Source organism: Streptomyces sp. NPDC039424 (assembly GCF_055639495.1).
On the sequence record NZ_JBVKAI010000012.1, the window covers coordinates 258395 to 277542 of the forward strand.

Below are 19148 nucleotides of genomic sequence, written 5' to 3' on the forward strand. Positions count from 1 at the left end.
TCTGGCCTACCTACGAGGGGACGCGGGGGACGCGTCCGGGGCCGCGGCAGCGTTCGCTGAGCTGCTGCACGACTACGAGCGTGTCCTGGGCCCGGATCACCCCGACACCCTCGGCGTCCGCTCCGAGTCCGCCCGCTGGCAGGGCGAGGCGGGCGACCCCTCCGGGGCCGCGGCAGCGTTCGCTGAGCTGCTGCACGACTACGAGCGTGTCCTGGGCCCGGACGACTACGGCACCCTCGGCGTCCGCTTCCAGTCCGCCCGCTGGCAGGGCGAGGCGGGCGACCCCTCCGGAGCCGCTGACGCCCTCGAGCAACTCCTTCCCGACAGCGAGCGAGTGCTGGGCCCAATTCACCCCCTGACTTTCGCCACCCGGAGCGCTCTTGAGCGGTGGCGAGAAAGGGGCGACGCCAGTGGTCAGGCAGCGACCGGTTTTTGAACAGGGTTACGTAGCGGGCCTGCCAAGCGATGAGGACCGCTACTCTGCGGGATCCTCGTCGCCGTGCCGCACCGCCTTCTTCACCGACTGCTCCAGTTCATAACGGTTGCCCCCGGTCTCCTGGGTGTGAGCCGTGATTGCGGCCTGTGCCGCTTCTGATGCGTCACGCCAGCGGCGCCACTGCACGTCGTACTCGTCGCCGGAGAGGCCGGCCAGCCGGGCACGCTCCAGCTCGGCGGCACGCTCCAGTTCGATCAGGTTTTCGGGGACATCTGTCACGTGCACGGATCCTAAGAGGTCATCTCATTTGGTGGCTATCTGTGGGGAATCCGCGACAAGTCGAGCCATCTCGTGCAGGCGGTGTCAGTACTCAGGGTCGTCCGCTTCACTGAGTACAGGTATGACCCGGTCCAGGCGGGCGATGCAGCGAAGCAGACCGCTTCGGCCTCGCGCTTCGAGCTCGCCGCCGTTCTTGATCCAGATAAAAACCCAGGCTGCGGTGTCCGAGTCCAGCATCACCAGGTCGAAGCCGGCCCGGTCCGCGCCAGCCAATCCGGGAGGAAAGGGCAATCCCATGAACTCTTGGTACAGGCGTGCTACGGCCTGAAGCGCAGTCTCTTTGCTCACGCGGGCCATCATGGCGCAGCTTTCACATCGCATGGAGTCGTCTTGAGTCTGCGGTAGCAGATGAGGGTGCAGGCGAGGCTGGTGAAGGCGAGGAAGTGCTCGGCCTTGCGTTCGTAGCGGCGGTGGAGTCGGCGGCAGCCGGCGAGCCAGGCCATGGTCCGTTCGATGGTCCAGCGGTGTCGCCCGAGCCGCTGTGAGCTCTCCACGCCCTTGCGGGCGATGCGGTGGCGGATGCCTCGGTCCGAGAGCCATTGCCGCAGGTGGCCGTAGTCGTAGCCCTTGTCGGCGTGGAGCTTGCCGGGCTTGCGTCGGCGAGGTCCTCGGCGGGACCGGATCGGAGGTATGCCCTTCACGAGCGGGATCAGGGCCTGGCTGTCGTGGACGTTGGCGCCGGAGATACCGACGGACAGGGGCAGACCGGTCCGCTCGGTGATCAGATGGATCTTCGAGCCGTATTTGCCCCGGTCGACAGGATTCGGACCTGTCAGGTCCCCTTTTCAGGGCCCGTATGTTCACCGAGTCGATCGCACACCTCGACCAGTCCAGCTCGCCGCTGGAGCCGAGTTCGTCGAGGACCAGGCGGTGAAGCCTGGCCCACACCCGGGCCTTCGTCCACTCGGTGAACCTGCGGTGGGCCGTCGCACCAGACGGCCCGAACGACGCGGCGGGAAGCTGCCGCCACGTGCAGCCCGACGTCGCCACGAACACGATCGCCGCCAGCACCTCCCGGTCGCCGTGGCGACGCCGGCCGCCGCCCTGAGGCCGCGACTGCGCCTCCGGCACCACCCGCTGGAACAGTTCCCACAGTTCATCCGGCACCAGGTGCTCAACGATCCCCGCCACGGCCAACAGCCTGCCCAGCCAAATGAGATGACTTGTAAGTGGTTGTCGCGAAGAGCCGACGATCGGACTTACCGCCCGATCAGGTAGAGCCGGCACTGGCCCCGGGCGAGCCGCGGGACGAAGCCGCTACGAAGATCGCGAACTTATGTGATCTCCGAGAGGAATCGCCTCGTGCGTTTTGCCCGCCACACCGCTGTCACGGCTGTGATCGCTGCCCTGCTCCTCCCCGCGACAGCCCATGCCGCTCCGGCGGCCGATCCCGGCACCACTATCACCGCCCCCGTACGGGACGTGCTGGCCAAGCTCCCGGTCCGCAATGAAGACCGCACCGGCTACGAGCGCAGCAAGTTCAAGCACTGGGTCGACGCCGACAAGGACGGCTGCAATACCCGGGCCGAGGTACTCAAGGCCGAGGCCGTCATCGCGCCCGAGCAGGGTCCGAAGTGCACGCTCACCGGCGGCGAATGGTACTCCCCCTACGACGACAGGTACATCCAGGGGCCGCGCGGGCTCGACATCGACCACCTGGTCCCGCTTGCCGAAGCCTGGGACTCCGGCGCCTCGGCCTGGACCGCGAAGGAGCGCGAGGCCTACGCCAACGACCTCGGAGACGACCGGGCGCTGATCGCGGTTTCCGCCGCCTCGAACCGGTCCAAGGCCGACCAGGACCCGACGACCTGGCTGCCGCCGGCCCAGGGGTACCGCTGTCAGTACGTCGCCGACTGGGTCGCGGACAAGACCCGGTGGGGCCTGAGCATCGACTCGGCCGAGCAAGCCGCACTTTCCGGGGAACTGAGCGCATGCCCCAACGCGCCGATCACCGTCACGCAGGCCCGCTAACGAGGCGAGGGATGCACGGGCCGCAGCGCCGTTCCGGCGCGCACCGGCCTTTACCCCTGCTTCCGTGCCGCGCCGGTCGGTGCGCGGAAGCAGGAGGTCGGGGGCCGGCGAAGACCTGCGGCAGCTATGGCCTTTCCCGGTCCCCTTTCCTCGAAGCGCGGGGCGGCTGCGGCTTAGGCTGATGGTGCTCGGGGCTACTGCGGAGGTCTGCCATGCCCCGAACCATCTGGTCCGGCGCCATCTCGTTCGGTTTGGTCACCGTGCCGATCAACGTGGTCAGCGCGACCGAGGACCACAGCATCCGGTTCCACCAGTACCATCTGCCCGATCAGGGGCGGGTCCGCTACCGCAAGGTGTGCGAGCTGGAGGACCGTGAGGTCTCCCCGGGCGAGATCGGCAAGGGATACGAGCTGACCAAGACCCAGGTCATCCCGATCACGGACGAGGATCTGAGCAACCTGCCGCTGCCGACGGCGAAGGCTATTGAGATCGACGCGTTCGTGCCGCTGGGGTCCATCGACCCGATCCGGGTCGCCGAGGGCTACTACCTGCAGCCTGCTGGCCAGGTTGCGGCCAAGCCGTACAAGCTCCTCGTCCGGGCTCTCGGCCGCTCCAGCAAGGTGGCCGTCGCGAAGTACGCCTGGAGCGGCCGGGAGAGACTGGGCCTGCTCCGGGTCCGCGACGAGGTCCTGGTTCTGCACGCGATGCGCTGGCCGGACGAGGTCCGCGATCCCGCCGAGCTGCTGCCGCCGCCGGTCCAGGTGTCCGATGAGGAGATCGAGCAAGCCCTCGCACTCATGGACACCCTGACCGTGGACACGCTGGAAGGCCCCGACTTCCAGGACCGCTACACCGAGGCAATCGCTCAGATCATCGAGGCGAAGCGCGAGGAGAAGCCGCTGCCCGAGGCGCCCGAGCCACAGGAGCCGGCCCAGGTGCTGGACCTGATGGCCGCGCTGCAGGAATCGGTATCGAAGGCCAAGGCCGCCCGCGGCGAGGCCGGGGCGCAGGCGCATGAGCTGGCGAAGCCGCAGAAGGAAGCCGCCGCGAAGAAGCAGCCCTCTGCGAAAACCCCCGCGAAGAAGACGAGCGCGAAGAAAACTGCAGGGCGGCGACCGCGCAGCGCCTAGTCCAGGACGCCCAGCTCGGTGTCCGGGCGGCAGTGCGGGCACGCCGGCACCTGCTGCCTCAGCGCCTCGACCGCCTGCTTGCGGGTCACCGGCCGGCACCGTCCGCTCTTCCTCGCCGCCCAGCAGTCACCGGTATGCACGGCGTCCACGTTGGCCCGGTTGAGGCCGTACTGGATCAGCCAGTCCGCGGTCCGGGCCTGGCGCGCCTCGGCGGCCCGTCGCTTCGCCTCCCGCTGTTCCTCGTCCGTGATCCACCGGTCGATGAGGGCCAGCTGCCGGGTGGCCTGCTGTTTAACGACGCGGCGGGCAAAACGCAGCATGTCGAGGCGGGTCAGCGGGCGCGGTTCGTTCATGTGTTCGATAATAGGAGGTACGCTGCCCACCGGCACCAGAAGGGGGCGAGTGACAAGGAGGAGGTCATGCGCGATGACCTGCACATCCTCACAACCCTCGGCATCGACCCCACCCGCCCGGACCCAACCCCCGACGGGCCACTGCGCCACTGCGGGGCCCGGGACCGGACCCACCCGCCAGGCCGTCACCGGTGCTCAGCCTGCGCAGCACCAGCCGTCGCCACCTGCCGCCGCACCATCCCCGGGTTGGGCCTGCGCTGGCAGGACTCCTGCCGCGACTGCATGATCGCCGGGTGGGCGCTGTGATCCCCGGCCGCTACCACCTCACCCTGACCGCCGCCGGCCAGGCGATGATGCACGGCTGGTGGGGGAGCGAGACGACCGCGCGCCGCCAGTTCACTATCTGGGTCGGCGAGCGCGGCACCCTCCCCGGCGCACGCATCACCCTCACCGACGAAGAGACCGGCAGCGTGTTGACGACCTGGCCGACACAGCCGTAACCCTCTGCCAAGCTGGGGATCATGGCCCACCGCCCCTACCCGGATCGCAAGCGTGCCCGCCGACAGGTGGACCGCCACCATGGCGCGGTCGATCGCTGGGCGTCCGCGCGTCCCCGAACCGCTGCCGAAGACCTGGCCCGGGGGCCGGTGGACGACGTCTTCCGGGTAGGCGAGTATCAGATCTCTGCCCGCTGACCGGCGGCCAATCCAGCCCTGGCTGGACTCGCCCCGGAACGCCGCCCGTCAATGTCGGTCGGCCGTCGCTCCCGACATGTCTGGTGCGCGTCGCATGCGTGTGGTGCGGTTACCTGTGCGCCGGGCGGGCGTGCTCATGTGTCGTGCCCAGGAGCGCCTCCAGAGCGGGGCAGTATCCCTCAGGTTGGGGTCTTCTGAGGGTCGGTGGCTGGGTGGCTCAGGCTGTGGGCAAGCTCTTGCAGAGGCTTGCCCACAGCCTGAGCGCCCTTCAGGGCTGCTGTTACGGGCGAAGCGTGATCGGGATGGAGACGACGGGCTGGAGGATTTCGAGGCGGGCCGAGTAGGTGCGGACGACCTGATCGTAGAGGTCCGAAACCGAGGGGGCTTTGAGAGTGACGACGAGTGCGTAGGACACCTCGGGGCTGGTTTCCGGCGGGAGGTCGTCCAGGCGGAAGACGTGGCGCACGTCGAAGGCTGGGCGCTTGAGCCGGTCGGCCTTGAAGACGGCCGACTTGTGCTTGACCGTTTCCCACTTGTGGGCGTCTGACCGGAGTTCCTGTTCGCTCATGTAGTCGCGGGCCTGGAAGAACGGCTCTGATTTGGGGACGCTTCCTGATGGGCTAAGCCGTTCCATGTTCGGGCGGAAGGTTGGTTCGAAAGCGCTGGTGGTGTAGTTACGCGGAGCTCTCGGGTCGGTTGGGCAGGCGATGCAGTAGGTCGCGGTGATCTGTACGTCCCCGGTGCTGACTGTCTCGGGTAGGGGGAGGAACATGCGGACGGTCTGCTTGGGGGCGAGTTTGCTCTGGTAGACGACGCGCGCGGTGTGGGGTGGGCAGATGACGTAGTCCTCCAGCGTTCCGGGGAGTCGGCCCCAGCCTCGTTCGGAGGTGTCCTGCTCGTTGTCCTCTGCGCAGTGGACGAGTAGGGCTTTCAGGGCGAGCGGTGTGAGGACGTTGCCGAAGTGGGCGCGCATGCCGGCGCCCATTCGTAGGGCGCTGGGTGCGGCGAAGCTCGTGCCGAGCGACATCGGGGGTGCGTCCTGGCCGTACGGGGCAACGAAGAAGAAGGGCTCTTGCTGGTCTCCGCCAGAGCTCAGTACGTCGGGCTTGACCATGCCGGGGCAGCGGCCCGGGCCAAGTGCGCTGTGTGAGGCGCGTCGCCAGGAAGGGCGTGTGGAGTCGGCTGCCCCTACCGAGAGGGCGTTGACGCAGTCAGAGGGCACCTGCACCCGTGCGTTGCCGGCGGGCCGGTCCAGAGTGCCGTGGGTGGGCGGTAGCGCGACGCGTAGCGTTCCGGCACGGACGAGCGTCTGAGCCTATGGATCAAACTGCCTGAAAATCAGTCACAGGTTCGATGTTCCGTCCCATAGGCTGCATGCAGCGCATGACTCCAAGGAGTCACCTCAGTGCGCCGAATGTCATGCACCACGACGGGGGTTGGGTGGCGTGAACAGTCTGTTCATTGTCGGTATGGGGTTGGGAATCACTGGGATTCCGGCCGTGAGGTCGTAACCGTCATCGACGGTTCGGCCGCCAGTGCCATGACTACACACAGGCTTCTGCCTGGGGCGCGTGTGTCACGCCGGGCTGGTCCCTGTCGGCATCAGCAATCGCCTACGGCGCGGACGCGCCGCGGCCGCTGGTGTCCTTCCTTTCCCTCACCGAAGGAGAAGCATGAAGTCCTTGCGGACAAGCACGAGTTCGCGTGTGCGGAAAGCTTTAGTGGCCGCGAGCTCTATGGCGGTTGCGGCCGCCGCTTGCGTAGCGGTTCCCGCGTCGCCCGCGAACGCTGCTTCGGCGGCTGATTCCACACCGGCTACCGGATGCACGGTGCTCAGCGCCACGAAGACGCGGCTGGTCGGCGCGGACGGAAAGACAGTGTCGCCGACTGCTGCCAAGGCCGTGCGTGCCCAGGCGGGCCGGGAACTGACGTACCGTCTGCCGGGTGGCGCGACCATGTCGACGATCGTCCCGCCCCGGGGTTTCCGGCCGCAGACAGCGGCGCCGGCGACGGCGCGGGCCTTCGGCTTCGACGCCCCGGACAGCCCGAAGGCGCTGGCGGCCTGGCGGAACAAGTACAAGGGGTACCGCGAGACCATTCCGTCGGCGCCGTGCCTGGGATCGTCCGGCAAGTCGGCGCTGCGGTTCACCACCTACAGCACCAACTGGGGTGGGTACATCGCCAAGGGACACTCCAACTACAACGAGGTCTACAACGACCAGAACATTCCCAAGTACTACACCAACTGCGGTGCCAACAATAAGACGCTGGCGGCGCCGTGGATCGGTCTCGGGGGCTACAACTCCGGAAAGCTGATCCAGCAGGGCTTCGCCTCAGGATCGTCGGTGGGCTCGACCACCCAGGGTGCCTCGCTCTGGTACGAGTACCTGAATCCCTCGCACCAGAACCCGCCCGTCTACATCGGGCACACAACGAAGACCGGCCACGTCATCTCGCAGTACATGACCTACAGCTCCGGAAAGGTCGGGTTCCACTGGTATGACCGGACCGCCGGGTCCGGCTGGTCACCCGTCAACGTGTCCGGCCTCTCCAGCTATTACGACGGGTCGACCGCGGACTACATCACGGAGCGGCCGTACGGCTTCAAGCTCCGCAAGTTCAGCAAGCAGACCTTCAGCGCCGCCGGTGCCAGGTACGGCAGCACGTTCAAGGATCTGTTCAAGCTGCCGAACACCGAGGTGCGGCTGACGACCAACGGCCGCTCGTCCGGTGCCGCCCTGTTCACCGACACGCGCTCCAGTGCCAGTGCGTTCTACCAGACCTGGAAGCGCTGCTCCTAGCTAGCGCGGAGGTGCCGAGCCGGCTGTCGCCGGGAGCCGTCGTACGCTCCCGGCGACAGCCGCTCAGTCGGCCGAGCGGAGCCTCACCTTGTGGGCGTCGGCCGTGACGGCGTACGTGACGGGTGTACCTGCCTCCGTGGTCGAGCAGTACACGGCGACGGTGCCGCCGGGAACACCGGGGAGAACGTCCGCGGCCTTGATTTTCGCCCCGGCCAGGTGCTTGGTGCGGATCCGCTCGACGGTGGTGAAGGTGCCGTCGGCCGTGGCCCCCCGGCCGAGCACCTTCTTGCACAAGGCGGTGCCTGATGTGATCGTGGCGTCCTCGCGCCACAGCGCAACGAGCCGTCTGCGGCCGTCCAGGAACCGCAGCGTGCGGGTGGCGGAGCCGGCTGGCTTCTCCATGACGACGTATGCGGTGCGCGCGACCGCGTCCACGAGGTCGGGGGGCTGTGTGCTGTGCATCGGACAGGACTGAAATCCCGGCCGCGGCAACGTGGCGGTGAACGAGCCGTCCGCGTGCAGGGCGAAGGTGCCGCCGACCAGCGGGCCGCAGGCCCGGTTCACCTGCCATCCGTTGGGTGCGTCGTCCGCCCCGATGACAAGGTTCGCCGGGTTGCCGCTGGCATCGCGCCACGCCGTGACATCGCGACCGTCGATGCGTACGGCGGTCCAGCGGCCGCCGAGGTCTTGGGCGGTTACGGCCGCACTGCCGAAACTGGGAGTGGCCATGGTGTTGCTCCTGTCGTGACCAGCCTGCGTCGCGATCGCTGCCGATCCGGCAATGGCTACGACACAGGCGACGACGCCGACGGCGGCGAGGCGTCGTCGGCGCCGCCGCCTTGTCCCCGCGCGGACAGCGGCGTCCACGTCGATGTGATCGGCCGGAGCACTGATGCTGAGGGACGCGATACGCGCGGCGAGATCTTCCGGCGTCTGGTCGTCTTTCACGATTCTCCTCCAACCTCGGCGGCTCATGCGGTCTCTGCGCGCCGCGTCCGCAACGCGGCGCGCAGAGCCTCAAGGCCGCGGCTCGTCTGGCTCTTGACGTTGCCGGTACTCGTCTTGAGCAGGGCTGCGGTTTGCTCGATGGACAGATCCTCGAAGAAGCGCAGCACGAGTACGGTCCGCTGACCGGCAGGGATCGTTTGCAGGGCGGCGATCAGTTCGTCGTCACGCTCATCCATGCTGGTGTGCGGATGCGGGCGCAGGGTGGCAACATCCGCCTCGCTGATCTCACGTCGTGCCGGTCGACGTAGATGATCGTGGTGAAGGTTGCACAGGATGCGTCGGGCGTACGCACGCGGATCACCGGCTGCTACCACCCTCCCCCACCTGGAATACAGCCGCCCTAGAGCGTCCTGGACGAGGTCGTCGGCGAGGTACCAGTCACCGCAGAGCAAGAACGCCGTCGTCCGCAGGCGTGCACGGTGCTGGAGCACCCAGGTACGGAAGTCGGTCTCGCGGAGATGATCGCTCACGCTCTTCCTCGTCTCACGCCTTCAGGCGTCCCCTGCATCACATAACCGATCCAGGTCCGCCTCTGCCTACGTCCTACACGGAAACCGGAGCACCCGGGGTTGCACGCGTCCGCGAGACATTGCACAGGATCCGCAACAACCAGGCCTTCACTTCACCCGTCAGCGTCCGCGCGGATCGGCCGGCGGCTGTACGGGCATACCTGACAGTCCCTCTCATGGTGTTGGACAGCCCGCCGGTCGCGGCGAGGGTAGGGCAGCGTCTCATGTCGGACGGGCTGGGGGAGATGCTCCAGCGGGTGGTGCCGGAAGCGCCAACTCGACCAGGGCGACGGCTGGCGTCGAAACGGCGACCGAAAGATGCTGACCGCGATCGTGCTCGTCGCGGCATCGGGAGGCATCCAGAAGCAGCGCCTCGCCGCTTTCCTTGGAGCCGTCGGGCGCGACGAGGAGCCCGAGCCGTGGTTATGCGCGTGACTGCGGGCTCTGGTGGTAACCGCGACGTGCTGGAGCGTCGGGTAACTGGGTACCGGTCCGCGTGTGATTCCCAACCCTGGGCTTCCCCGGTGGCGCTAGCCTCAGCCCATGACCCACGGCCATGACGTCATGCCTCAACCCCAGCCAGCCGAGCCAGGAGTTCTCCGACTCCGTGTCGACCGACCCCGCTGCCATGTTTGATGAAGTCAAGCTGCGGGCTACACCGGGTCTCGCTCGTGCACTCTCAGCCCAGTTGGAAGAGCAGGGGCGGATGCTAGCTACGTGGCAGAGTTCGGCATCGACTCCGGTCAGCTCCTCATCGTTGCGTTGATGATGCGCGACAACGGCGCTTGGATGACCTTGCGGACCGCCATCGAAGCTGTTGCCACCCGCCACCAGGGCGCCCGAATGCGCATCGAGCTGGGAGCCAACACGGTTGAGATCGAGGGCAAGATCACGCCTGAGGCGGAGGCACTCCTTCGCCAGGTGCGCGAGATCTATGAAGCAGATGCTCAGCGAGCGCGCGAGAGCAGTAGCGGCGACGGCAGCGAAGACCAGGAGCAGTGAGGGCTAGCCGAAGAGGACTCTGAAGCCTTCTTCCTAGGCTGAGGACCGATTCCGTCCCGGTCGTCATTCGACCGGCAGTCGGACGATCAATTGAGTGCCGGCAACAGGGACGGCCCCGAACTGGTCAGCGAGGGCACGTGCGCGTTGTGGGCCGAGCGCCGTTCCATCGAAAGCCTGTCAGGTCCCGTCGAACCGTTCGCCATGCAGGACTGCGCCGCAAGCGGTCCCGAAAGCACGCACGGAGGCGCGCATCGTGGACGGTCTCCGAGCGCGGCAATGACGGAAGGATCCATGTTGGTTGATCCTTCCGTAAGTCCCGTTCGGGCGAGGCGGGCCGCACAAGAGTTCAGAACCTACGAGCGACGCCTGGCAATGAACCGCAGCACAGACTGGATCAGCGTCGGCCCGATTTGCGCACCGCCCACCGTCACCGTGTCCCGGCTGCGCAATCGGCGACGCGATCGCGCAACGGCTGCGCAACGCTGTGACCTGCCGTGGTTGGGTCTGTGGTCGGGGTCCCGGGGCTCATGGTCGGTCTCGTGGTCGGGTGGTGCGCATCGTCGTACGGGCGGTGTGGTGGTGCGCAATCGCTGCGCGGTAGTGGATGCGCAGCGATTGCGCACGCTTGTTTACGGGTGCCGGGTCTGGCTCCAGGGGACGTGCCGGTCGGGGTTCTCGATGGGGCGCCATATGGGTGCGGAGGGGCCGTTGCGGAGCAGGTCGGTCATGGGTACTGCGAGGACGGGGACGTGGTGCAGGAAGCCGGAGAGTGCCGGTTCCGAGGCGGCCGCGCGCAGGGCGCGGACGCGCGTCTCGACGCCTGTGGAGCCGGTGCCGTCCAGGACGAACAGCAGCCGCTGTCCGCCATCGGCCGTCCTATTCGCCGGAGATGATCCCGTTCCTATTGGGCCGTAACCGAAAGTGGATCACAGTACTCGAAGCCGCATGCCTGTCTTCGGCGTGAGGAAAGCCCCGAGGGCACGGATCAGTGAAACGGTGCCGTCAGCGGCCCTGACCGCTCAGGTGCTCGGTGCGGCTTCAGGGGTGGTCTTATAGTCGAAGTACCACCAGTTGCTGGTGTCGCTTACGGTGCCGTCTTCGGCGATGGCGGTGACATGCCATCGGCCTTGCTGGTCGCCGTACCAGTCGAAGCTGAATGACGTGTCCGTAGTGGTATCGCTGAATGAAGTGACCCATACCCCGGAGCACATGCATTCCACTTCGTACCTGTACGAGGTGGCTCCCGCTTTCGCCTCCCAAGTCAGCGTGGTGTCGCGCGGGTAGTTGGTGAAGAGAGTGCCGTCGGCCGGGCTGAGATGCCGCGGGGCAGAAGTGGTGAACGTCGGTGGATTGCTTGATGTGTTCGGAGGCGTGGTGGGAGGTTCCAGCTTCGTGGCGGAGGACTTCGCGGGGTCCGGGGTCGATGGCGGCTTGTGGGACCCGTTGCCGCCGCTGTTGCCCCCGGAATGATTGCCGCTGGAGGACAGAGTCTGGTCTGGCTGCTTACTCGGGTCCACGCTGGTGCCCTGGTCGGTTGGGGCAGCCGACGTAGCACCATCGGTATCGCCGGTGTGTGCTTTGTCGGCCAGCCACAGTCCAAGGAGCACCGCGCCCACCACCAGCACAGCCGCACATACCGCCGCCGCTGCAGGCCCGGCCCAAGAACGCGACGATGTCGGCGAAAGTGAGGCAGGAGGAGGGCCAGGCACAGGTACGGGCCTGCTGTCCTGCTCTGCGTGGCGTTCGGAGGCTTCCAGACGGGCGATGTCGAGTTCGAGTGATTCCCGCAGCACATTCAGGATCTGGTCGGTCTTGTCGAGGATGGCCTGGACAACCGAGCGGCGGCGGGTGTCACTGGGCTGGTCGGGAGGAGAGAACGGGTCGCCAACCAGGGGGACGCCTTCGTGGACTACCTTCTCGGTGAGCTGCACGCTCTCGTTGTGCACTTGTACGGCGGGGTGGTCCTCGTCGAGCTCCTGCGCCGGCTCTCGCTCCTCTGGCTCGGCAGATGTTCGGGATGCATGCTCGACCCGACGCTCGTGATCGTTTTGAGCCTGCAACTGCTCAACTTTGTCGGCGAGTAGGTATTCGCGTAGCTGTCTGGGTCTGGTGACGCCCAACGCGCGGTAGTACACCGCCATCACATGGTCTCGCACTGGCTTGGTCAGCGGATCGCCGGCGATCTCCCCTACCAGGTCCAGGATCGCTTCCACCACGGGGCGGTCAGGAACTCGTTGCCCGTTGGCGATCCTGCTCAAAGTCGTTTCGCTGAACCCCGATCCTCGCCGTCGAAGCCGCTTACTGATTTCGGCGTAGCCAATGCCACGATCCTTCATCGGGTCGAAGAACTGCATTCGCATGATGTCGGCGAACGCACGCAACTCCTCCGGCAGCTCCGACGGCAAGGGGTTGCGCCGCCGTCCCCGTTCGTGTCGGGGGACTAATCCGCCGTCCCGGCTCTCCTCAGGCACGGTCCCCTCCTTGTTTCACAGACGGCCTTATTTCAGTCCTGACCTGCGGTTCTTTCTGCCTTATTTCCTCTTGGGCAGCAAATTTCTGTTCCTCGACGGTGGGGGCAGCTGCTTCGGGCACGACCCTCCGGCCGTGTCACCAACTTGCCGCAAGAGGAGGACCAGCATGCTGCACTACGCCCGTTTACCGCAGCCGATCACACGCACCCCGTCGATGCTCGGGCGGGCGTGACGATGCACGAGTTGCTGATACAGATCACGGGGAACCTCTTGTCCGGCCTCGCGCTCGCGGTCGGCACCTTTACTCTGCGCAGGATCAATTGCAGGCGCAGTCGCCGTCACCGCTCCGACGATGACAGCAGCACATAGTCGGCCCCACCCGCGATGTGCGGCCGTCGGCCTATGCGCAGCGATTGTGCAGGGTTGTTTACGGGTGCCGGGTCTGGCTCCAGGGGACGTGCCGGTCGGGGTTCTCGATGGGGCGCCATATGGGTGCGGAGGGGCCGTTGCGGAGCAGCTCGGTCATGGGTACTGCGAGGACGGGGACGTTGTGGAGGAAGCCGGTCAGTGCCGGTTCCGAGGCGGCTGCGCGCAGGGCGCGGATGCGCGTCTGGATGCCGGTGGGGCCGGTGCCGTCCAGGATGAACAGCAGCCGCGGGAAGAGGGGGTAGCGGCGTCTCCAGTCTTCTTCTGGGAGTTGCTGTCCGGCGGCTGGCCTCGGGCGTCCGGGCGCGGGCGGGGGTATGTAGTCGTGGAGGCGGGCGTAGGCGGTGAGTTTCGCGGCCAGGCGTTCGGGTCCCATGGTGGCCCGGTCGACCTCGATGAAGGCCCGCAGCATCGACCCTCCGTCCTCGCAGGTGCGGTAGTACAGCAGGGCGTCGGGGATGACGGCTTCGCCGCTGCCGAGGGGGTGGTGGACCTCGGGGATCCAGTCCAGTGGCCGGCACTCGTCGCCGCGGCGGCGGGCGTCCTGCAGGAAGGCGAGCCCGGTCTCCGTCACCGTCAGTGCGTGCCCTGCCCGCAGCCGGGCCGCGGTGCGGTCCGCGATCAGCCTCGGCGGCCGCCGCTGGCGCAGCTCGGGCCACTCTAAGGCGACGTCCACGCCGTACTGGGTGGCGGACCACACCCGGGTGCGGCCGGCCTGCGGCAGGGTGACGCGGTCGATGAGGCCTTCGTCGCGCAGCTTGGCCAGGCGGCGCCGGGTCTGCTCGATCCGCACCCCTGGCGCGATCACCAGATGCATCTGTTCAGTCGTCGCCATCCGGTACTGCGCCAGTACGGCCAGCGCCAGCCGGTCCCCGCCGCCGGCGTCCACGTTCCGCATCGCTACCGTCGCCCCTTCCGTACGGTGCAGCGCCGGTCCTGCTCCGGCGCCGCGCGTACCGCCCAGGCCAGCAGCCGACCCCGACCAGACCACCGACCACAAAGGCCCGACCAGCGTCACACTGCGATAACCCCGCCCCCGACCACGCCCGCAACCCCCCCCGACGTCCCCTCCGACAACCCCGCCGACAACTGTCCGCACTCGTCGGCCGCCTGACGATGTACCCACAGGTCACCACGCCTTTTAGGCGTGGTCGGGAAGCCCGACATCCCCCTCTGCACCCCCACAACGCCGCCACCATGGAGAAACGGGAAGGGAAGGGCGGGCGTGGTGGCGGAGCGTCGGGGGATCGGGCGGCCCTTAAGGGTGTTGCGCGTCGGCGGGGCCTCCGCGCTCAGCGCCGAGTCGGCGCACCAGGAAGGCCAGGGCGACAGCCGGGCGCAGCTGGCGGGAACAGACATCAGTCATCCTGCTCCTGGCCGTGCTCGTACAGGGGCGCGGGCCTCGGTCACGGCGTGCTGCCAGTCGCGCTCGTTGCCGCCTTGCTCGCGCGCCAGGTGCGCGGCGGTGCCGCGCCGGTATCCGCCGGCCCGCCTGAGTTCCTCGAGGGCGGTGGCGACGGCCTGGTCGCGCTGGGTGCGGCTGGCGCCGCCTCCCTGGTTGCCCCGGCCGTCTCCGGGGCGCGTCCAGCGGTCTGGAGACGGCCGGTACCGACGTTCTCTCCCCAGGCAGACCAGAACGCCTGTATGGCCTCCTGGTCGTAGTAGTGGGTGCGCTCGTTCGTGCACGCCACCTCTGGGAAGCGGCGCTCTGCCGGTTACTGCTCGCGCTGGGAGGCGGGAAGCCCCTGGAACTGGACTGACGCCCGGCTTTCCGGATGTCGGGTGAGGTGTTCGGTTAATCAGCGCCGGACTTCTGGGCGGCGCTGATTTGTGTCTGTCTCCCTTTCAGCGCTGGGGGATGAGCTGGCTGAGATGTGGTGGGTGGTGGCGGTGGCGTGGATGCGAGTGGTGTGCTGCGGGTGAGGAGGACGCGGTAGGTGTTGAGGGCGTAGGGGAGGTACTGGTCGGGGGTGAGGTGGCGGAGGTCTTTGTCACGGCTCCGCCAATGACGCGAAGGGTGGCGATGGCCTCGTGGGTATGGCCCAGGGTCCAGCACGGTGGCCAGTTCCTCGTGCATCCGGTCCTCTAGGTCCGTGCTCAGCGAGGCCTCGCGTGTGGCATTGACCAACTGCTCTCGGGCTTGTCCAAGGAGTCCTTCCCGATTCCGCGAGGTCTGTGCCTGCTTGCGGTAGGTGACCGCCAGTTCAAGCCGAACTGTGTCCCGTTGCTCTCCGGCTGGCAGGAGCTCGATCAGCCGGCGCAGCGTTTGCTCGGCCAGGTCGTACTGGGCCCGCTGGTCGCGGTGCAGCTGGTCAAGTGTGAAACGTGGGTAGGCGTAGAGGGGGGCCAGTTTCAGAGAGCCTCGGCAGTCACGTACGGCATCGCCGACGCAGTCAGCCAGCGATCCGCGGCTACGGACCGGTTAGCCGGATTCGACTAGGAAGTCCGCCCTCGGCGGGCTGCCAGGGCATCGACACGGAAGACTGCGGCAACGGGGCCTCCTGTTGCTGCTCGGTGATTAGATACCAACGAGCTGTTCAGGAGGCCCCACTCGCATGCGCCCAGCGTGCCGCGACCGCCCGGTCGAGACCCCGTTCGAAGCGCATCCTTCAAGATCGGAAAGACTACAGCTTCTTAGGTGAGGCGGCAGCCATCCGGGAGGGTGTCAACATGACTGGCCTTGCCGTGCGCCGGGGCCGTCGCCGCAGCGGAATCCGGAACGGCCGCTGATGGGAAGGAAAACGGCATGCCAGGACGGTTCCAATAAGGAGGCGATCCGCAGCTGATGGCACCCTCCCGGCTGCCCGCCGCTGAGGAATCCGGAACGGCCGCCACCGCGGCGGAAGCCGGGACGATGACGCCGGCCGTCACGGCAGCTGAGGCGGCAAGTATTGCGAGGCAAAGGCTGCGGCCCTTGGGGCTGGAGTGCTTATTACGAATCATGGGATTTCTCCTTATTGATCTGAGGGGATTTTTTGATGTGCCGCAGGAACCGGACCGATGGCCAGCGGATCACTGAGTACCAAGGCGGATCGCCGCGGTTCGGTGAAAAGGAGAATCCTTGGAGAATTCTCCCTCACCGTGATGCCTCATGCATTTCCGATGAGACTGCATTTCAAGTGGGCATGACCGGCACCGTATGAGTCATGTTCCGAGAATTCGGGACTTGACGGAGCATGCTGATCGCCGGACCCTGATCCGGCACATCCCGGGTGGCGCAAGAGTTCCGTGCCGCGTATGCGGGGGGCGTGGCCGGGTGAGCGCGAGCGCGCGAGGCGTCTGCTGGCGGACATGATCACGCGGCTTGAGGACGGCGGCTGGCCGCTGGGCCTGGTCGAGAAGGTGTACGTCTTTCGGACCCGGTTCCTTGGAGATCTGCATCTTGATGAGCCGCGGTGTTTTGTCGGTAGGTGGCTGGGTGGATGTCAGTTGGTGTTGTGGCTGGTCAGGTGCCCGGGTTTGAGGTTCGTGGTGTCGTTGCTGCAGTTTGTGTGATGACGGGTTTGCGGTTTTGGTGCTGTCGGTCTGGCGTGGTGCCTGTAAGCCTTTTCGGTGTTGAGGGTTGTGATTGTCTTTCACGGGTGATCGGCTGTTTCGAGATGCTTGCGGGTGAGTCGATGCTCGGATCCTGGGTGTCTGGTCTGCCAGGGGATCGGCCGTGTGTGCGTGGCCGATGTCTGGCTATGTCCATGAGAACGGGTTCTGGCTCAGCTTCCGTGCGGGATGCGGCCGGAGCGTCCCTGGACGCGGGCGTGCCAGAGGCTTCCGAGCCGGCAGCCGAAGCAGGCCGACCGTTGGGGATCGGAGTCTGGCAGCAGTGGCCGTCGGCCTGCCCGGGGTGCTTTGCGCGTCACAGTCCGGCTGCCTGGGCCAGTGACGCCCGCTCGCCGTCGTCGAGGTGAAGGCCGGCCAGCAGTTCGTCATCGGCTAGCAGACGTCGCACCCATGCCGCGTCGGCAACGAATGCCGCTCGGCAGAGGGCCCGTTCAGGGTGGTCCTTCTCAGGGCCGCTGACCGCCAGGTCCCACGCGTTGTCGGGGTCGGTCGGTGCGGACAGGGCGGCGGCTACGAGCACGAGCCCGAACAACTCGTTCCGGCGTGGGATCGATGGATCGGCAGTCAGTCGGAGCAGGTACGGGACGACAGCCGGCATCGTGGCACTAATGGACATTGGTCCTGACATCACAAGCCAGTCCAGTGCTCGCTCTGCCATCTCAGCCGCGTCGGGATCGAGCAGCCCGCGCAGGACGACCGGGACATCAACCGGGCAGCCAGGAATGGACGACCACTCCACGTCCTCGCACCCTTCCAGTGCCGGATGCGGAGAAGCCTCTTGCCTCAGGTGCGGGTAGGCCGCCGTCAGAGCTGCTGTTGCGGTCACTGCTGCGGCCTCGTGATCCACCTTGCACACCAGCGCGCCTCCCATCCGCTCACTGGCGCCGTACCGGCGGACATCGACCACCGACGCCACGAGTCTATCCACGCCCCACCTTCACGACCCTGAGGACCCAACCCTTACCCACCAGCGCATCTACCCAGGGTGATGGGCGTCGTGTGGTGTGCACTGGGTGTGCGTCATCGGTTTTCACTGGTGCTGGGCTGGGGTGCGGCGGTACTGGGGTGTCGTTTTGCCGGTGAAGGCTGTTGTCGTTTGGTGTGTGGGGTGTTTGTCGCCCCTGTGGGCGGGTGTGGGGGAATGCTGGGTGGGGGTGGGGCGTGGCTGGCTACGCTCGGTGGATGCCGTCGTTTGCGGGTGATCCGCGTCATGAGCGTCTTGTCGCTGTGTTGGTGCCGTTGTTGCGTCGTTCGTGTCCGCCGGGTGGGGGTGGCTTCGGTGGGTCGTACGAGCTCCGGCTCGGTGTCGATGAGGCAGAGGGGTTGGGCGGGGTAGATCTGATCCGTTCGGCGTTGCGGAAGGCCGGCCGGTCGCTGGGGTGGTCGCGGCTGCAGACGTTCGGTGGTTCCTTCCCGTAGGTTGCGGTGGCGGGTGTGGTGGATCGGCGGGAGATTCCCGAGGAGTTCGCCGCAGCTGTCGAGGAGTATCAGTTGGCGCGGGGGAGGGCCTCGGCGGAGGTGATCGGGCGGACGTGGCAGGACGGGAAGCCGCGTGCGGTGCCGGGTTCTGTTTTCGTGGTGGCGCAGGAGTTCCGTGCCGCGTATGCCGAGGGAGCGGCCGGGTGAAGCGCGAGCGCGCGACGCGTCTGCTGGCGGACATGATCACGCGGCTCGAGGGCGGCGGCTGGCCGCTGGACCTGGTGGAGGAGGTGTACGTCTTTTGGACCGGTTCCTTGGAGATCTGCATCTCGGTGTCACTCGGCCAGGCATGGCACTGTGGCGACAAAGAACGGGCTGCCCCGGTACAGCCGCTGTGATCCAGAATCGATCCGTAAGCGATTTTGAAGCATCAGAATCTGTAGCTGTCTGTGTTGCCCGGACGGCAGACTGGCGGTCATGGAACGAAGAAGCCGCCAGCGGGTGCTGCATGTCGATGGGGAGCGGTTTGAGGTCTGTGATCGCCTGGACGAACAGGGGACCTATGACTTCACATGGCTGACCGGACCTGATCCGGAGTACGGCTTCACTTCTCGAGCGCATCGGGGCGAGCCGCTGAGCGTGGAAGAACTAGAGGAAAACGCGAGGGATTTCCTGCGTCAAGTGGACCCAGACACCGGACACATTGAGTGACCTGAGCCAGCCCCCACCCTCCTCTTACTGCCAGCCATGGCGGGCCGCGCGAAGCGAGGCGCGCCTCGTGACGCGTGAGCGTCACGGTGGCTGGAGCGCAGCGGAAGCCACCCCGGCCGGAGGCCGGCCACGCACCGCGAAGCGGTGCCGTGCGCTCCTGGAGCGCAGCGAAGGGAGCGTCAGGAAGCCTGCGCAGCAGGCTTCCTGGGCGGGGAGCGCAGCTCCCCGCTTGCGCTCCCCGCTGGGCGGGGAGCGCAACCCCCGTGCGCAGCACGGGGGTTCGCTTGCATCGCGCGCAGCGCGATGGGACCCGCTCCGCGGG

The 19148-nt window shown here is 67.1% G+C and carries 20 protein-coding genes; 10 read left to right on the forward strand and 10 right to left on the reverse strand.

Annotated features, from left to right (window positions below; genetic code table 11):
- On the forward strand, positions 1–436 hold a 436-nt coding region (locus ACZ7L0_RS27960), incomplete at its 5' end, for a tetratricopeptide repeat protein (RefSeq protein ID WP_471245315.1).
- 39 nt (positions 437–475) lie between these two features.
- Here ACZ7L0_RS27960 and ACZ7L0_RS27965 read toward each other — a convergent pair.
- The 3 genes from ACZ7L0_RS27965 to ACZ7L0_RS27975 all read right to left on the reverse strand — a co-directional run bounded on the left by ACZ7L0_RS27965 (position 476) and on the right by ACZ7L0_RS27975 (position 1897).
- Complete coding sequence (locus tag ACZ7L0_RS27965; RefSeq protein ID WP_471245316.1) at positions 476–715, reverse strand: hypothetical protein; 240 nt, start codon at positions 713–715, stop codon at positions 476–478.
- 84 nt (positions 716–799) lie between these two features.
- Complete coding sequence (locus ACZ7L0_RS27970; protein WP_471245317.1) at positions 800–1063, reverse strand: hypothetical protein; 264 nt, start codon at positions 1061–1063, stop codon at positions 800–802.
- An 8-nt stretch (positions 1064–1071) separates the two neighbouring features.
- A protein-coding gene (locus ACZ7L0_RS27975) for an IS5 family transposase (RefSeq protein WP_471245345.1) occupies positions 1072–1897 on the reverse strand; the annotation gives its coding sequence in 2 pieces (ribosomal slippage) (positions 1072–1558 and positions 1557–1897; 828 coding nt in all).
- Between the two features lie 180 nt (positions 1898–2077).
- Here ACZ7L0_RS27975 and ACZ7L0_RS27980 point away from each other — a divergent pair.
- A complete protein-coding gene (locus tag ACZ7L0_RS27980) occupies positions 2078–2746 on the forward strand; it encodes an HNH endonuclease family protein (RefSeq protein WP_471245318.1) in 669 nt (222 codons plus the stop codon).
- A gap of 212 nt (positions 2747–2958) precedes the next feature.
- Positions 2959–3876, forward strand: coding sequence for a non-homologous end joining protein Ku (gene ku / locus ACZ7L0_RS27985; RefSeq protein ID WP_471245319.1), 918 nt, complete (start codon positions 2959–2961; stop codon positions 3874–3876).
- Here the strand turns inward: ku and ACZ7L0_RS27990 are convergent.
- The gene (locus tag ACZ7L0_RS27990) at positions 3873–4229 is read right to left on the reverse strand and encodes a DUF6233 domain-containing protein (protein WP_471245320.1); all 357 of its coding nucleotides are present in this window, start codon (positions 4227–4229) and stop codon (positions 3873–3875) included. The genes ku and ACZ7L0_RS27990 overlap by 4 nt on opposite strands.
- Positions 4230–4295: 66 nt before the next feature.
- On the opposite strand from ACZ7L0_RS27990, the gene ACZ7L0_RS27995 reads away from it, so the two are divergent.
- Both ACZ7L0_RS27995 and ACZ7L0_RS28000 read left to right on the forward strand, forming a co-directional pair.
- Positions 4296–4535, forward strand: coding sequence for a hypothetical protein (locus ACZ7L0_RS27995; RefSeq protein ID WP_471245321.1), 240 nt, complete (start codon positions 4296–4298; stop codon positions 4533–4535).
- Complete coding sequence (locus ACZ7L0_RS28000) at positions 4523–4729, forward strand: hypothetical protein (protein ID WP_471245322.1); 207 nt, start codon at positions 4523–4525, stop codon at positions 4727–4729. Before ACZ7L0_RS27995 ends, ACZ7L0_RS28000 begins: the two co-directional genes overlap by 13 nt.
- A 475-nt stretch (positions 4730–5204) precedes the next feature.
- On the opposite strand, the gene ACZ7L0_RS28005 is transcribed toward ACZ7L0_RS28000, so the two are convergent.
- Positions 5205–6152: a S8 family serine peptidase gene (locus tag ACZ7L0_RS28005; protein ID WP_471245323.1), complete on the reverse strand. Its 948-nt coding sequence runs from the start codon at positions 6150–6152 to the stop codon at positions 5205–5207.
- 601 nt (positions 6153–6753) lie between these two features.
- On the opposite strand from ACZ7L0_RS28005, the gene ACZ7L0_RS28010 reads away from it, so the two are divergent.
- Positions 6754–7725: a hypothetical protein gene (locus ACZ7L0_RS28010; RefSeq protein ID WP_471245324.1), complete on the forward strand. Its 972-nt coding sequence runs from the start codon at positions 6754–6756 to the stop codon at positions 7723–7725.
- A gap of 63 nt (positions 7726–7788) precedes the next feature.
- Here ACZ7L0_RS28010 and ACZ7L0_RS28015 read toward each other — a convergent pair whose 3' ends face one another.
- Together ACZ7L0_RS28015 and ACZ7L0_RS28020 are read right to left on the reverse strand one after the other, a co-directional pair.
- Positions 7789–8454, reverse strand: a complete 666-nt coding sequence (locus tag ACZ7L0_RS28015; protein ID WP_471245325.1) for a hypothetical protein — start codon at positions 8452–8454, stop codon at positions 7789–7791.
- A gap of 242 nt (positions 8455–8696) precedes the next feature.
- A complete protein-coding gene (locus ACZ7L0_RS28020; protein ID WP_471245326.1) occupies positions 8697–9203 on the reverse strand; it encodes a SigE family RNA polymerase sigma factor in 507 nt (168 codons plus the stop codon).
- Between the two features lie 756 nt (positions 9204–9959).
- Between ACZ7L0_RS28020 and ACZ7L0_RS28025 the strand changes: the two genes are divergently transcribed.
- Positions 9960–10244, forward strand: a complete 285-nt coding sequence (locus ACZ7L0_RS28025; RefSeq protein ID WP_471245327.1) for a hypothetical protein — start codon at positions 9960–9962, stop codon at positions 10242–10244.
- A gap of 1019 nt (positions 10245–11263) precedes the next feature.
- On the opposite strand, the gene ACZ7L0_RS28030 is transcribed toward ACZ7L0_RS28025, so the two are convergent.
- From ACZ7L0_RS28030 to ACZ7L0_RS28040, 3 genes are all read right to left on the reverse strand, one after another.
- A complete protein-coding gene (locus ACZ7L0_RS28030) occupies positions 11264–12715 on the reverse strand; it encodes a helix-turn-helix domain-containing protein (RefSeq protein ID WP_471245328.1) in 1452 nt (483 codons plus the stop codon).
- A 427-nt stretch (positions 12716–13142) separates the two neighbouring features.
- Positions 13143–14039, reverse strand: a complete 897-nt coding sequence (locus tag ACZ7L0_RS28035; RefSeq protein WP_471245329.1) for a replication-relaxation family protein — start codon at positions 14037–14039, stop codon at positions 13143–13145.
- Between the two features lie 2952 nt (positions 14040–16991).
- Entirely contained in the window at positions 16992–17624 is a 633-nt protein-coding gene (locus tag ACZ7L0_RS28040; protein ID WP_471245330.1) for a hypothetical protein, read from the reverse strand.
- A gap of 497 nt (positions 17625–18121) precedes the next feature.
- Here ACZ7L0_RS28040 and ACZ7L0_RS28045 point away from each other — a divergent pair, with 497 nt between their 5' ends.
- The 3 genes from ACZ7L0_RS28045 to ACZ7L0_RS28055 all read left to right on the forward strand — a co-directional run bounded on the left by ACZ7L0_RS28045 (position 18122) and on the right by ACZ7L0_RS28055 (position 18826).
- On the forward strand, positions 18122–18322 hold the full coding sequence (locus ACZ7L0_RS28045; RefSeq protein WP_471245331.1) for a hypothetical protein: 201 nt from the start codon (positions 18122–18124) through the stop codon (positions 18320–18322).
- Positions 18319–18513, forward strand: coding sequence for a hypothetical protein (locus tag ACZ7L0_RS28050; protein ID WP_471245332.1), 195 nt, complete (start codon positions 18319–18321; stop codon positions 18511–18513). Before ACZ7L0_RS28045 ends, ACZ7L0_RS28050 begins: the two co-directional genes overlap by 4 nt.
- A 79-nt stretch (positions 18514–18592) precedes the next feature.
- The gene (locus ACZ7L0_RS28055; protein ID WP_471245333.1) at positions 18593–18826 is read left to right on the forward strand and encodes a hypothetical protein; all 234 of its coding nucleotides are present in this window, start codon (positions 18593–18595) and stop codon (positions 18824–18826) included.
- Positions 18827–19148: the final 322 nt, after the last annotated feature.